The sequence below is a fragment of the Streptomyces sp. NBC_01477 genome (assembly GCF_036227245.1).
Classification (GTDB): Bacteria; Actinomycetota; Actinomycetes; order Streptomycetales; family Streptomycetaceae; genus Actinacidiphila.
Window position 1 is genome coordinate 7884397 of the sequence record NZ_CP109445.1, and the last position, 14169, is coordinate 7898565.

13 protein-coding genes are annotated in these 14169 nt (G+C 73.2%); 1 reads left to right on the forward strand and 12 read right to left on the reverse strand.

Translation table 11 applies throughout. The annotated features are described in order from the left end of the window. Positions 1 to 23 precede the first annotated feature (23 nt). The 10 genes from OHA86_RS33625 to ku all read right to left on the reverse strand — a co-directional run bounded on the left by OHA86_RS33625 (position 24) and on the right by ku (position 11184). Complete coding sequence (locus tag OHA86_RS33625; protein ID WP_329181449.1) at positions 24 to 1379, reverse strand: NtaA/DmoA family FMN-dependent monooxygenase; 1356 nt, start codon at positions 1377 to 1379, stop codon at positions 24 to 26. Between the two features lie 20 nt (positions 1380 to 1399). Beyond that, the gene (locus OHA86_RS33630) at positions 1400 to 2599 is read right to left on the reverse strand and encodes an LLM class flavin-dependent oxidoreductase (RefSeq protein ID WP_329181451.1); all 1200 of its coding nucleotides are present in this window, start codon (positions 2597 to 2599) and stop codon (positions 1400 to 1402) included. Between the two features lie 160 nt (positions 2600 to 2759). Continuing rightward, positions 2760 to 3692: an NADP-dependent oxidoreductase gene (locus tag OHA86_RS33635; protein WP_329181453.1), complete on the reverse strand. Its 933-nt coding sequence runs from the start codon at positions 3690 to 3692 to the stop codon at positions 2760 to 2762. 47 nt (positions 3693 to 3739) lie between these two features. Beyond that, positions 3740 to 4477: a GNAT family N-acetyltransferase gene (locus OHA86_RS33640; protein ID WP_329181455.1), complete on the reverse strand. Its 738-nt coding sequence runs from the start codon at positions 4475 to 4477 to the stop codon at positions 3740 to 3742. 91 nt (positions 4478 to 4568) lie between these two features. Next, entirely contained in the window at positions 4569 to 5585 is a 1017-nt protein-coding gene (locus OHA86_RS33645; RefSeq protein WP_329181457.1) for a transporter substrate-binding domain-containing protein, read from the reverse strand. A gap of 56 nt (positions 5586 to 5641) precedes the next feature. After that, entirely contained in the window at positions 5642 to 6436 is a 795-nt protein-coding gene (locus OHA86_RS33650) for an amino acid ABC transporter ATP-binding protein (protein WP_443071935.1), read from the reverse strand. Then, the gene (locus OHA86_RS33655) at positions 6433 to 7440 is read right to left on the reverse strand and encodes an amino acid ABC transporter permease (RefSeq protein WP_329181459.1); all 1008 of its coding nucleotides are present in this window, start codon (positions 7438 to 7440) and stop codon (positions 6433 to 6435) included. Before OHA86_RS33655 ends, OHA86_RS33650 begins: the two co-directional genes overlap by 4 nt. A 474-nt stretch (positions 7441 to 7914) precedes the next feature. Beyond that, on the reverse strand, positions 7915 to 8526 hold the full coding sequence (locus tag OHA86_RS33660; protein ID WP_329181461.1) for an acyl-CoA-like ligand-binding transcription factor: 612 nt from the start codon (positions 8524 to 8526) through the stop codon (positions 7915 to 7917). Next, on the reverse strand, positions 8523 to 10124 hold the full coding sequence (locus OHA86_RS33665) for an MFS transporter (protein WP_329181463.1): 1602 nt from the start codon (positions 10122 to 10124) through the stop codon (positions 8523 to 8525). The genes OHA86_RS33660 and OHA86_RS33665 overlap by 4 nt, the downstream gene beginning before the upstream one ends. Before the next feature lie 76 nt (positions 10125 to 10200). Further along, complete coding sequence (ku, locus tag OHA86_RS33670) at positions 10201 to 11184, reverse strand: non-homologous end joining protein Ku (RefSeq protein ID WP_329181465.1); 984 nt, start codon at positions 11182 to 11184, stop codon at positions 10201 to 10203. A 38-nt stretch (positions 11185 to 11222) separates the two neighbouring features. On the opposite strand from ku, the gene ligD reads away from it, so the two are divergent. Next, positions 11223 to 12107, forward strand: coding sequence for a non-homologous end-joining DNA ligase (gene ligD / locus OHA86_RS33675; RefSeq protein WP_329181466.1), 885 nt, complete (start codon positions 11223 to 11225; stop codon positions 12105 to 12107). Positions 12108 to 12126: 19 nt separating this feature from the next. On the opposite strand, the gene OHA86_RS33680 is transcribed toward ligD, so the two are convergent. Both OHA86_RS33680 and OHA86_RS33685 read right to left on the reverse strand, forming a co-directional pair. After that, positions 12127 to 12777: a hypothetical protein gene (locus tag OHA86_RS33680; RefSeq protein ID WP_329181467.1), complete on the reverse strand. Its 651-nt coding sequence runs from the start codon at positions 12775 to 12777 to the stop codon at positions 12127 to 12129. 114 nt (positions 12778 to 12891) lie between these two features. Further along, the gene (locus OHA86_RS33685) at positions 12892 to 14061 is read right to left on the reverse strand and encodes an ROK family transcriptional regulator (protein ID WP_329181469.1); all 1170 of its coding nucleotides are present in this window, start codon (positions 14059 to 14061) and stop codon (positions 12892 to 12894) included. Positions 14062 to 14169 lie beyond the last annotated feature (108 nt).

Here is a 14169-nt window from a genome sequence, read left to right on the forward strand (position 1 = left end):
TCCCGGGGCGGGCTCCGCCGCGCCTAAGCGCCGGCCTGCGGAGTGCGCAGGCCCAGGTGGTCGCGCAGCGTGGTGCCCTCGTAGTCCTGCCGGAATACACCGCGCTCCTGGAGCAGCGGGACGACGGTGTCCGCGAATTCGTCCAGGCCGCCCGGCGTGATGTGCGGCACCAGGATGAAGCCGTCGCTCGCGTCGGCCTGCACGAAGTCGTCGATCGTGCGCGCGACGGTCTGCGCCGAGCCGACGAAGGTCTGCCGGGCGCTGGTCTTGATGACCAGGTCGCGGATCGACAGCTTTTCCGCCGCCGCCAGCTCCCGCCACTCCCGGGCGGTCTGCAGCGGGTCGCGGGTCATCCTGACGCTCGCCCGGCCGCGGGCCACGGTGTGCTCGCCCGGGTCCGGGTCGACGTCCGGCAGCGGACCCTCCGGGTCGTACTCGGACAGGTCGCGGTTCCAGACCTGCTCCAGCAGCTTGATCGCGGTCTGCCCGCTGACCTGGGCGCGCCGCACCTCGTTCGCCTTGTCGTGGGCGTCGGCGTCGGTGTCGCCGAGGACGAAGGTGGCGGCGGGCAGGATCAGCAGCTCGTCATGGGTCCTGCCGAAGCGCTCCAGCCTGCCCTTGACGTCCTGGTAGAAGGCCTGCCCGGCCTCCAGGGCGGAGTGCCGGCTGAAGATCGCGTCGGCGGACGAGGCGGCGAAGTCCCGGCCCGCGTCGGAGTCGCCGGCCTGGAAGATCACCGGGCGGCCCTGCGGGCTGCGCGGCACATTGAAGCGGCCGGCGATGTCGAAGTGCTCGTCCTTGTGGCGGAAGGCGCCCGCGGCCGGGTCGCGCAGGAAGCGCCCTGTCGCCTTGTCGGCGATGATCTCGTCGCCGTGCCAGGAGTCGAACAGCTCGCCCGTGGTCTCCAGGAACTGCCGGGCCCGCGAGTAGCGGTCCTCCTGGGCGAGGAAGCCGCCGCGGCGGAAGTTCTCACCGGTGAAGGCGTCCCAGGAGGTGACCACGTTCCAGGCGGCCCGCCCGGCCGACAGGTGGTCGAGGCTGGCGAACTGCCGGGCCACCTCGTAAGGCTCGTTGAAGGTGGAGTTGATGGTGCCGGTCAGGCCGATCCGGTCGGTGACCGCGGCCAGCGCCGCCAGCACGGTGAAGGTGTCGGGGCGGCCGACCACGTCCAGGTCGTATATCTCGCCGCCCTGCTCGCGCAGCCGCAGCCCCTCGGCCAGGAAGAGGAAGTCGAATTTGGCGCGCTCGGCGGTCTTGGCGAAGTGGGTGAAGGAGCTGAAGTCGATATGGCTGCCGGCCGCCGGGTCGCTCCACACGGTGGTGTTGTTGACGCCGGGGAAATGGGCCGCGAGGTGGATCTGCTTGCGGGGCTTGCTCATGGCGTGTCCGTTTCTCCGGCTCAGGCGGTGGCGTAGCGGTTGGCGGGGCGCGGCAGTCCGAGCAGACCGCGCAGCGTGGGGGCCTCGTAGGAACGGCGGAAGACACCGCGGGACTGGAGTTCGGGCACCAGGCCGCGGCTGATCGCCCGCAGGTCGCGGTCGGCGTCCGCGGGGCGCAGCCGGAAGCCGGTCAGCCCGGCGTCGCGCAGCTCCAGCAGCAGGTCGGCGAGGCCGGCCGGGGTTCCGGTGAAGATCCGGGCGTCGGAGGTGTGGGGGGCGTCCAGAAGTGTGTCGAGCCGCTGCCTGCGGGCCTCCGCCGCCGTCGCGGTCTCCTCCAGGAAGACCAGCAGGTCGCCGAAGACGTGTACGGTCTCGCCCGCCCGGCCCGCGTCCTGCTGCTCGCGGCGGATCTCGGCGACGATCTCCGCCGCGTGCGCGGCGTCCGCCGGGGTGACGAAACCGACGTCCGCGGACCTGGCCACCAGCCGGAAGGGCACGGTGGCGTGCGCCAGTGCGGTCACCAGCGGCTGGCCCTGCGGCGGGCGGGGCGTGATCGAGGGTCCCCTGACGCTGAATCTGCGGCCCTCGAAGTCGACGTAGTGCAGCTTGCCGCGGTCCACGAACCTCCCGGTGGCCGCGTCGCGGATCTCCGCGTCGTCCTCCCAGCTGTCCCACAGCCGGCGCAGCACCTCGACGTAGTCGGCGGCCTCGTCGAAGTGCTCGGCGATCAGCTCCTGCACCTGCGGGGCGTTGAAGTCCTCGACGGGCAGCGGCGGCAGCACCCGGCGGCCGAAGTGCCCGGAGATGTGCGGCTGGGCGGCGATCTGCACCCGCAGGCCCGCGCGCCCGGAACTCACGTGGTCGAGCGTCGCGATGGCCTTCGACAGGTGGAACGGCTCGGTGTGCGTGCTGACCAGAGTCGGGACCAGCCCGATGCCGTGGGTGAGCGGCGCCACCCGGGCCGCGGTCAGGACGGCGTCGAGCCGCCCGCGCACCTGGTCGGTGCGCTCGTCGGGGACGAAGGGGCTGGCGGACTGGAGCGCGAGCGAGTCCTCGAACGTCACGAAGTCGAGCAGGCCTCGTTCGGCCTCGGCCACGGCGTCGGCCCAGTAGCCGGCGTCGAACAGCTCACGCGGCCGGGCGCCGGGCTCCCGCCAGGCGGCGGGGTGCCAGCCGGCGTCCTGAAGGGCGACGGCGAGATGCAGCGGTGCTACGGACATGCGGGGTGCCTTCCTCGATCGACCGGGGCGGGCGCGACCGGGGCGCCCGGATGAGTGGGGCCGCCGCCCCGGCGTCGTCGGTCGCGGGGGCGGCAGGCAGCGGTACGGCCGTCGGACGCGGCCTGCGGGTCCGGGACCTGCCGTGCGGCGGGCGGCCGGTTCAGACGGGGCCGGCGCCGTCGATCTCCAGCACGATCTTGCCGCGGGTGTGGCCCTCCTCGACCGCCCGCAGCGCCTTGTCCGCCTCGGCGAAGGGGAAGGTGGCGGTGACGTACGGGTCCAGGGCGCCCTCGGCCACCAGCGCCGCCACGGCCTCCAGCACCGCGCTGGTGCGCTCGCGCAGGACCGCCGCGCCGCCCAGTTCGGCCACCACCGCCCGGTCGGCGCCGCTGATCAGCCGCGACCGGTCGGTCAGCACCTCGGCGACCTCCCGCAGCGACTCGCCGCCGACCAGGTCGAAGACGGCGTCGACGCCGTCGGGGGCCGCCGCCCTGATGCGGTCCGCGACGCCGGGACCCGACTCGGCGTGCACGGCGCCCAGCGACTCCACGAAGTCCTTCTTGCCGGCGCTGGCGGTGCCCACCACCCGCAGGCCGCGGTGCCGGGCGATCTGCGCCGCGGCCGTACCGACACCGCCGCCGATGCCGTTGACCAGCAGCGTCGCGCCCTCCGGCAGCGCGAGCTGGACGATCCCGTCGTAGGCGGTGGCCGCCGCGACCGGCAGCGTGGCCGCCGCCGCCCAGGACACCCCGGCGGGCTTGCGCGCGGCGCCGTCCGCCGGCAGGACGGCGTAGTCCGCGTAGCTGCCGCCGACCGGATGGCCGAACACCTCGTCGCCCACGGCGAAGCCGGACACCCCCTCGCCGACCTCGGCCACGACCCCCGCCGCCTCGCGGCCGAAGACCACGGGGAATCGCGGCTCGGGTTCGCCCGGGCCGCGGAGCCCGGCCCGGCGCTTCCAGTCCGCCGGGTTGACGCCTGTCGCCCTGACGGCGATCAGCACCTGGCCCGGGCCCGGCACGGGGCGGGGCACATCGGCGAAGGCCTCGGCCTCGGGGCCGCCGTTGCGGGTGAACACGTATGCGCGGGGCATGGCTGCTTCCTTCGTTCTCGTGGGGCGGGTGCGGTGGTCGCCGGAACCTACGGCCGCGGCTCTCCCGGCACCCGCAGGAAGTGGAAGACCGTGGTGCGGCGCAGGGTGAAGCCGATCGACTCGTACAGCCTGATCGCGTTGGTGTTCACCGCGGCCGCGTGCAGGAACGGCGTGTCGCCGCGGTCCCTGATGCCCGCCGCGACATGCCGTACCAGCCGGGTGGCCAGGCCCTGGCCGCGGTGCTCCTCGTCGGTGCACACCGCGCTGATCTCGGTCCAGCCCGGCGGTCGCAGCCGCTCCCCGGCCATCGCGATCAGCCGGCCCCCGCGCCGGATGCCGTAGTACGCGCCCATCTCGACGGTCCGCGGCAGGAAAGGACCCGGCTGCGCCCGCGCGACCAGGTCCAGCATCTCCGGTACGTCGGCGGGGCCGAGCCGCTGCGCCTCCGGGTCCGCCGCGTGCCGCAGCGAGGTCGCGACGAGTTGCACGCCCTGCCCCGACTGCCCGGTCGACCAGCCGTCCGGCAGCGTCGGCGCCCCGGCGAGAGCGAAGGAATTGCCCGGCCCGACCAGGGTGGCCAGATCCGCCCAGGACCGCGGGTCGGCCGCGTCGGCGATGGCGACGAACGGGGAGACGCCGCTGAGGTAGCGGGCGGCGGAGCCGACGATCTCGGCGAGGTGCCGGTGCGGACCGGTCAGCGCGGCCCAGGCCGGGTTGTCCAGGACGCGGACGCCGGGTTCGCCGGCGCCGGGGTGCTGATGCGGGGGCTGGAGGCTGGTCGACATGATCGCGGTGGTGCTCCGTTCTGCGCCGGCTCGTCGGCGCTCATGCATGGCAACCGGATCGGGGGCCGGGAAAATCCCGGCCCCGTCCACGTCAGGAATTGCTCAGCGGCAGGCCGGGCGGGTTGATCTGCGAGCTGGGCAGGCCCTCGTTGGTGAGGTTCCAGGCGGCCAGCCACGAGGCGTACTGCCCGTTCTTGATCAGGTAGTTGATCGCGTCGGCGAGCGGCTTGGCCAGCCCGCTGTCCTTCTTCGTCGTCGCGCAGATCAGCCCCTGCAGGCTCGCCCCGGCGCCGGAGAAGGTGCCCGCGCTGCGGGTCGCGGCGGGCGTGCCCGCGGTCGTGGTGGTGTGGTAGGCGACGCTGGGGTTGGGCGCGAAGTAGGCGTCGATCTTGTGGGAGGACAGCGCCAGGTAGGTGCTGTTGGCCTCCTGGTAGTACTTGATGGTGAGCTTCTTGCCCTCCGCCTTGAGCTGGGTCTGCCACTTCAGCAGGATCTTCTCCTGGTTGGTGCCCGAGCCCACCGCGACGGTCTTGCCCGCCAGGCTCTGGTAGGTGCCGTCGAAGGTCCAGGCGTCGTCCTTGCGGACCTCGAAGCCGAGGTTGTCCTTGCGGTAGCACGCGAAGTCGTAGTGCTCCTTGCGCTGCTCGGTGTCGGTGATGTTGGAGAAGCCGACGTTCGACTTGCCGCTGTCCAGGCCGACGAAGAGGTTGTCCCAGGTGGCGTTGGCCAGCACCGGCTTGAGGCCGAGCACCGCGGCGACCAGCCGGCCGAGGTCCGGCTCGGAGCCGGTGATGGTCTTCTGGTCGGTGCCGATGTAGCCGATCGGCGGGGAGCCGGAGGGCAGGAAGCCGAGGCCGATGGTCAGCTGCCCGCTGTCCACGACGGACTTCGGCAGCTCGGCGCGGATCGCGGCCACCTCGCTCACGGAGATGTCGGTCTGCTTGGCGGCGCCGTTGGACAGCGCGCCGACGACGACCGTGCCCTTGGCGTTCGCCGCGGCCGGCGCCGCGGAGTCCGAACCGTCGTCACTGCCGCAGGCGCCCAGGCCCAGAGTCAGCGAGGTGACGGCGGTGAGGGTCAGGACGAGTCTGGAACGAAGGCGAGGCATGGCGATCCCTTGGTGCTCGAGGGTGTGCGGGCTTGACGGTGAAAGCGGGGGCGGGGTCACAGGACCCGGCTGAGGAACTCGCGGGTGCGCGGGTGCGCGGGATGGTTCAGCACCTGCTCGGGCGGGCCCTGCTCGACGATCCGGCCGGCGTCGAGGAAGACCACGGTGTCGGCGACCTCGCGGGCGAAGCCGATCTCGTGGGTGACGATGATCAGCGTGGTGCCGCTGGTGGCCAGGTCCTTGATGACCGCCAGCACCTCGCCGACCAGCTCCGGGTCCAGCGCGGACGTCGGTTCGTCGAAGAGGATCACGCCGGGCTCCAGGGCCAGCGCCCGGGCGATGGCCACCCGCTGCTGCTGGCCCCCGGACAGCTGCCGCGGGTAGGCGTCGGCCTTGTCGCCGAGGCCGACCCGCTCCAGCAGGGCGTGGGCCAGCTCCTGCGCCTGCGCCCGGGACTTGCGGCCGGTGGCGACCGGGGCCGCGGCCACGTTGTCCAGCACGGTCAGATGCGGGAAGAGGTTGAAGTTCTGGAAGACGAAGCCGATCCGGCTGCGCTGGGCCAGGATCGCGCGCTGGCTGATCTCCTTGAGCCGCCCCCGGTGGTGCCGCACCCCGATCAGCTCGCCGTCCACGCTGACATGGCCGATGTCCAGCTTCTCCAGGTGGTTGACCGCCCGCAGCAGGGTGGACTTCCCCGAACCCGACGGGCCGAGGATCACCGTGACCTGCCCGGGCTGCACCGTCAGGTCGATCCCGGACAGCACCTGGTGGGGGCCGTACCACTTGTGCGCGTCATGGATGCTCACCGCCGCGGCGGGCGGCGGAACGCTGTCCTCGAACACGGTGCTCACCCGGCTGCTCCGATCGCGATCCGCGCCCGCAGGTCCCGCAGCTGCGTCCGGAGTCGTTGCAGGGGAGTGGGCGGTACGGTGCGCAGCGCGCCGCGGGAGAAGTACCGCTCCACGTAGTACTGGATCACCGACACCACGCTGGTGAGGATCACGTACCAGGTCGTCGCCACCACCAGCAGCGGCACCACGTCGCTGGGATAGGTGCTGCCCATCGTCTCGACCTTGCCGAACAGGTCGAGCAGCGAGACGTAGAACACCAGCGAGGTGCTCTTGATCAGGCCGATCAGCTGGTTGACGTACGAGGGGACGATCGCCCGCAACGCCTGCGGGAAGACGATCCGGGAGAACTGGTAGCCGCGCGGCATGCCGAGGGCCGCCGCCGCCTCGTGCTGGCCCTGGTCCACCGACAGCACACCGGCGCGGACGACCTCGGCGGCGAACGCCGCCTCGTTCAGGCTCAGGCCGATGACCGCGACCACCAGCTCCGAGGCCAGCTTGGACTCGTCGAAGTGCACGAAGCCCGGGCCGAACGGCACCCCCAGGCTCAACGTGCGGTAGAGCGCGCCGAAGTTGTACAGGAAGAGCAGCAGCACGATCAGCGGGATCGAGCGGATCAGCCACACGTAGAGCCAGCTCACGGTGCGCAGCACCGGGCTGCGCGACAGCCGCGCCAGGGCCAGCACGATCCCGCCCAGCAGCCCGAACAGGGCGCTCCAGGCGGCGACCTTGAGGGTGATCAGCAGCCCGTCGAGGATCACCGGGCGCAGGAACCAGTAGCGGAACCGGTCCCACTGGAAGAACGGGTTGGTGACCAGGCCGTGCGCGACCTGGGCGGCCAGCACCAGCACCACGGCGGTCAGCAGCCAGCGTCCGGGGTGCCGCAGCGGGATCACCCGCTGCGCGGACAGGGCGTCGGCCGCCTTGCCGGGCACCGGGGGCGGGCTGTCGGCGGCGGGTGGGGAGGCGGGCGCGGCCGCCGCGGCAGGCGGGGACGATTCGCTCATCGGGAACTCCAGCGCAGGGCAGGGGGGACCGTCGCGCCTGGACAGGCGGGCACCGGGCCGGGATGGGGAGGGGGACGGGCCGGCCTGCGCGCAACGGCACGGCAGGGCACGGGAGTTCCGGCGGCGGTGCTGCGGGCGGTGGGTGCCGCGGCGTCAGCGGGCGGTCGGCCGGGGGGTCAGCGACAACACAGGGCGCTGCTGACGCGGAGCAGGTCGATGTGCCGGGCCAGGAACGCGGAAGCACGGCCGTGGCGTCGCCACGCTGCCATCCCGGGTCCTGAGTACATCCTGGCCACCATCGTCCGTCTGCCCGTGCGGGCGTCGCGCCGTGCCGCGTCGTGCGGTGGCCGGTAAGGCTCCGGCCTGGCCGTAAAGTAGGCAGTACCACCGGGGCGTGTCAACGAGCCGCCGCCCGGAACGGCCCGTTTCGCGGTGGTTGCGTCCGGGGCAAGGGACCGTGGTTTCACACGCCGTTCAAAAACGCAGCCCCTCGGCGAGCAGCGCGAACTGCCGGTCGTAGAGCGCGATCAGGTCCACCTTGCCGTCCCGCTGCACCCAGTGCCGTACCACCGCCGTGGACACCGCGATGAGCGCGGCGGCGGCGCAGTGCACGTCCAGGTCCTCCGGGTCGCGGCCGGTGCGTTCGCTGATGACCGCGGCCACCACGTCCTGGCTGCGCTGGAGTTCGTCCCAGGAGCGCGCCCTGATCGCGGGGTCGGTGAAGCCGAGCCGGGTCCGCAGCAGCAGATCGTCGTGGTCGGCGGCGAGCAGCCGGCCGAGCGAGTCGGTGAGCGCGTGCCGGATCGACTCGATGATCGGCTCGCCGGGCGGCCGGGAGCGCAGCGCCTCGACGAGCGCGGGGTCGTACTCGTCGTCGAGGACCACGTCCTCCTTGGTGGGGAAGTACCGGAAGAAGGTGCTGGGGGAGACCTCGGCCGCGTCGGCGATCTGGTCGACGGTGGTGGCCTCGTAGCCCTGGGCTGCGAAGAGGCGGTAGGCCTCGCGCCTGATGGTCCGCAGGGTGCGCAGCTTCTTGCGCTCCCGCAGGCCCGGTTCCGGCGCGGTCGGGGTCTCCTTGGCGTTCATGCCGGAGATTGTCCGTGGTCGGCGGTGGATGTGGCGACCTCCCGCGCGGACGGGACGGCGCCGGCGCCCGCCGGCCCCGGTTCACCGCCCACCGCCCTGGCGGGCAGGAAGGCCGCCGCGAGGACGGCCGCGACCAGCGCGATCGCCCCGCACACCAGCAGCGCGAGGCTCATACCGTGCACGAACGCCCCGTGCGCGGAGGCCAGCAGGCCGGGGTCGTGCAGCCGTGCCGCCACCGCGTCGGCGCCGCTGACCGAGTCGCGCGCCGCGGCGGCGGGCGGGCCGTCCAGCCCGTCGGTGCTCAGCCGGGCCAGATAGCCCGCGCTCAGCAGGCTGCCGAGCCCGGCCACCCCGAGCACCCCGCCGACCTGCTGCACGGTCTCCAGCAGGCTGGTGCCCTGGCCCGCACGCCCGGCGGGCAGCGACGCCATCACCAGGCTGGTCGCGGGCACCACGGCGAGGCCGAAGCCGAGGCCCGTCATGGTCAGCCACAGCGCGGCGTACCCGTATCCGTCGCCGCCGCCGGTGGCCGCGCCGATCATCGTGCCGGCGGCGAGCACCACCAGCCCCGCCGGCACCACCACCCGCGCGCCGAGCCGCGGCACCAGCGCCTCGCTCAGCGCGGCGGCGGCCATCAGCCCGCCGATCAGCGGCAGCACCCGCAGCCCGGTCCCGAACGCGTCGTGCCCGAGCACCGCCTGCAGATACTGCGGTACGACGAACATGATGCCCATCACGGCGAAGTTCACGAAGACCGCGGTCAACGTCCCCCAGCGGAACCGCGGATCGTCGAACAGCCGCAGGTCCACCAGCGGGTGCGGACACCGCCGCTGCCAGGCCGTGAAGGCGGCCAGCAGCGCGGCGCCGCCGATGACGCCGGCCAGCACCTTCGGGCTGCCCCAGCCGTCGCCGGGGACCAGGATCGTGCCGTAGACCAGTGCGGTGATGCCCAGCGCGCTCAGCACCGTACCGACCGTGTCGAACGGTACGGCCGCGGCGCGGTCCCGCGACCGGTCGGCGGGCAGCAGCCAGACGGACGCGATCAGCGCCAGCACGACCACAGGCACGTTGAACAGGAACACCGAGCCCCACCAGAAGTGGTTGAGCAGCCAGCCGCCGACCAGCGGCCCCACCGGCATGCCCACCGCCGTGGCCGCGGTCCACACGCCGATGGCCTTGGGCAGTTCGGCCGGCCCGAAGACCCGGGGCAGTACCGCCATCGACACCGGCATGATCATCGCGGCGGCCAGTCCCAGCACGGTGCGTACCGCGATCAGCTGCCCGGGTGAGCCCGCCTGGGTGCCGGCCAGCGACGCCAGGCCGAACAGCGCGATGCCGCCGACCAGGACGCGCTTGTGGCCGTAGCGGTCGCCGAGCAGTCCGACCGGCAGCATCGCCACTGAGAGCGCCAGCAGGTAGCCGCCGTTGATCCACTGCAACTGGGCGCTGTCGGCGCCGAGTTCGCCGGACAGCGTGGGCAGCGCGACGCTGATGACGGTGCCGTCCAACGCGATGATCAGCACGCTCAGGGTGAGGGCCGCCAGTGCCCACCAGCGGCGGGGGGAGCGGGCGAGCGGGGGAGGGGCGGGGACGGACATGACGGCCTCCTGGGGGTCGACTGTATAAAGACAGTAACTCCCAGGAAGTTGTTGGCTGTCAAATGACAGTAAGCTTTCAGTTTGCCTTGCGGTGGCCCGTCGACTTCTTCGCCGCGGCTCCCGTCTTCTTCGCGGCCGACGTGGCCGCGGTCTTCTTGGCGGCACTCTTCTTGGCCGCCGGCTTCTTCTCCGCCGCCTTCTTGGCCGGCCGCTTCCCGCCGGCGCCCTCGCGTCCGGACGACGGGCTCAGCTCGGTGACGGTCGCGTGCGGCCCTTCCTTGCCGCCTCGGCCGACCTTGGCCTGGTCCACCGAGGCCTGGAGCGCCGCCATCAGGTCCACCACCGTGCCGCCGCCGCCTTCGCCGCCGGCCGCGGGCGGCTCCGCGCCCTCCAGCTTCGCCATCACCAGCGCCTCGACCGCCGCCGCGTATTCGTCGTGGTAGGCCGACAGGTCGGCCTCGCCGAGCGCGTCGATCAGGGTGTCGGCCAGCTGGAGCTCGTTGTCGCTGATGTTGACCTTGCCGCGCGGGGCGGCGTCGGTCGCCGGATTCAGCTCGTCGGGCCAGCGCAGCGTCTGCAGCAGCAGGATGTCGTCGCGTGCGGTGATCAGCGCCAGGTGCTCGGAGTTGCGCATCGCGAACTTGCCCACCGCGGCCTTGCCCGAGCGGGCCAGCGCGTCGCGCATCAGGACGTACGGCTTGTTCGCGGTCGGCGAGGACGGCGCCAGGAAGTACGGCGTGTCCAGCTGCATCGCGTCCACGGAGGAGGCGTCGACGAAGCCGCTCACCTCGATGGTCTTGGCGGTCGGCAGCGGCAGCGACTGGAGGTCGGCGTCGCTGACCTCGACCAGCTGGTCGTCCGGGGTCTCGAAGGCCCGGCCGATGTCCGCCGAGGTCAGCACCTCCTCGTCCAGCTCGCAGGTCTTCTGGTAGCGCACCCGGCCCTGGTCGGCCAGATGGATCTGCCGGAAGCTGATCTTGTGGGTGGACACCGCGGATCCGAGCTTCACCGGGATCGAGACCAGTCCGAAGGCCAGATTCCCGCTCCAGACACTGCGCATAGCATGTCCTTTTTGTCAGGCTATGGGATCTTTATGGTATGCCGATCACCGAGGTCGAGGGCCGCCAGATCAAGCTCAGCCACCTCGACCGGGTGCTCTGGCCGGACACCGGAACCACCAAGGGCGAGCTGCTGCACTACTACGCGAGCGTCGCCGAGGTCCTGATCCCGCACTGCGCCGGGCGCCCGGTCAGCTTCGTCAGAACGCCCGACGGTGTGCAGGGCCAGCGCTTCTTCCAGAAACGGCCGCCCGCCGGTACACCCGAGTGGGTGACGACCGCCGAGACACTCAGGAGCAGCGGCGAACTCATGCCGCAGGTCCAGATCAACGACCTCGCGACCCTGATGTGGGCGGCGAACCTCGCGTGCGTGGAGATCCACACCCCGCAGTGGCGGTCGGCGACGCCCGGCGTCGCCGACCGCCTGGTCATCGACCTCGACCCCGGCCCCGGCCGCAGCGTCGTCGACTGCTGCCGGGTCGCCCTGCTGCTCCGCGAACGGCTCGCCGCCGACGGCATCGAGACCTGGGCCAAGACCAGCGGCTCCAAGGGCCTGCACCTCTACGCCGCACTGCGGGGCGCCGACTCACGGCAGGCCTCCGACTACGCCAGGGGCGTCGCCCGGGAGCTGGAGCGCGCGCACCCCGACCGGGTCGTCTCGCGGATGACCAAGGCCGACAGGACCGGGCGGGTGTTCATCGACTGGTCGCAGAACTCGGCGAAGAAGACGACGGCGACGCCGTACACCGTACGGGCCCGCCCGGAGCCCGCGGTCTCCACGCCGCTCGCCTGGTCGGAGGTGGAGTCCGCGGCCACCCCGGAGGATCTGGCCTTCACCCTCACCGACCTCGCCGCCCGCCTCGCCGACCACGGCGACCTGCTCGCCCCCCTCCTGGCCCGGGACGCAGCGGCGCCGCTGCCCTGAAGGCGCCCGGCCCGCGGACTCAGCCGCGCGGCTCCCCGTACCAGCGCCAGCTCGTCAGCCGCTCGCGGCCCGGCAGCGCGGCCCGCCCGGTCGACCACAGCAGCGCGGGCCACGGCTCGGCGTCGGCGGGCGCGTCGGGGAAGAGCCGGTGCAGCGTCCTGGCGCACAGATCGGCGGGCGGCTCGAACGGTATGCCGAGCCCGGTGGCGATGTCGTGCGTGTGGACCAGCGTCTCGACCACGCCCATCGCGCCGAAGCCCGCCGGGTCCGCAGCCCCGAAGACATGGTGCGACCGCAGGCCGGGCGAGGTGGTGCGCACCATCGAGGTCAGCAGCGCCCCGCAGGCCTCCAGCACTTGCAGCAGCCCCGCGCCGCCCTCCCCGCGGTCCACGAAGATCGTGCTCGCCGGCCCGTCCGGGGTCACCCGGTGCCAGGAGGCCGGCACGATGGTGGTCAGCGAGGGCGCGCGCGGCCCGAGCTGGAGCGCGTACGCGAAAAGGTCGTCGGCCAGGTGCTCCGCGGTCTGCCAGCAGGTCCAGCTCAGGGTGCCGGCCGGCGCGTCCCAGCCGCCGTCGGGCGCGTCCCGCAGGGCGGCCACCGACAGGCGTACGGCCAGGTCCACGTCGTCGGCGGTCACAGGACCCGGGGCGCGCTCTGCTGCGGATGTCATGCCGGGCACCGTACAACTCCCGGCGGACAGCCCTCACCGCAGTTCCGGCGCGGACGCCGCCGGACTCACGGCGCGGGCCTCACCGGACGACTCACGGCGCGGACGCCACCGGACTCACGGCGCGGACGCGAAGACCCGCTGGGCCGCCACCGCCGCGCCGCCGCGCGCCCACGCCTCGAACGGCAGCGGCCGCACCACGAGGTCGCAGTCCGCGGCGGCTCCGAAGGCCTGGGCGCGGAAGGCCTCGCGCACCGCGTCGGCGAACAGGTCGTAGGAGGCCACCCCCTCGCCGGAGATGATGATGCGCTGCGGGCCGACGAGGTTGGCGACCGAGGCCATCGCGAGGCCGAGCGCGCGCCCGGCGCGGGCGAAGACCTCGCGTACGGCCGGGTCGCCCGCGTGCGCGCGGCGCACGGCCGCCGCCATGGTCAGGCCGGGCTCGCCGGTGGCCTGCCTGGCCTGCTCGGTGATCGCGTGGGTGGCGGCGACCGCCTCGACGCACCCGGTGTTGCCGCAGGTGCAGACCCGGTCGCCGCCGACCGGCAGATGCCCGGCCTCGCCGGAGACACCGTAGGCCCCCGACAGCACGCGCCCGTCGACGGAGATGCCGCAGCCGATCCCGGCCCCGACCGTGACCAGGGCGAAGGACGAAAGGCCGGCGCCCGCGCCGAACCACTGCTCGGCCACGGTCAGCGCCCGTACGTCGTTCTCCACCACGGCGGGCGCACCGGCGGCGGCCTCGACCAGCCGGGCCAGCGGCACCTGCCGCCAGTCCAGGAACGGCGAATACTGCACGGTCCCGGTCCGCGCGTCGATGTCCCCCGCCAGCGTCACGCCGATGCCGTGCACCCCGCCCGGCGACTCGGTGCCGCCCGCCGCCTCCGGCCCGCCCGCTTCCCGCAGCCCGGCCACCAGCCGTACGACGGCCCTCACCACCGTGCCGACGTCGCGCGAGGCCAGCGGGGCGCGCCGGGCGGCGAGCGGGGCGGCGGTCAGGTCGGTGAGGACGCCGATCAGCTCGTCGGCCGTCACCTTGACGCCGATGAAACGCGCGCGCTCCGGCCGTACGGCCATCGGCGTCGCGGGCCGGCCGCTCGCCCGCTCCCCCTCCGGGCGGCCCAGTTCGGTGATCCAGCCGTCGGCCAGCAGGGGAGCGGAGACCTTGGTGACGGCGCCGGGCGACAGGCCGGTACACCGCCCCAGCTCCGCCCGGGTGAGGGGGCCGTGCACCAGCAGCGTCCTGAAGACCAGGGCGGCGGCGGGCGGCCGGCCGGCGAGCATCATGCGGCCGACCTTACCTTTCCGGCAGAAACCGGGAAAGGGACCTGGTCCCGGGTCAGGGCGGGCCGCCTGCCGCCCGGCCTGCGGTATCACCCCGCGAATATGTTGACG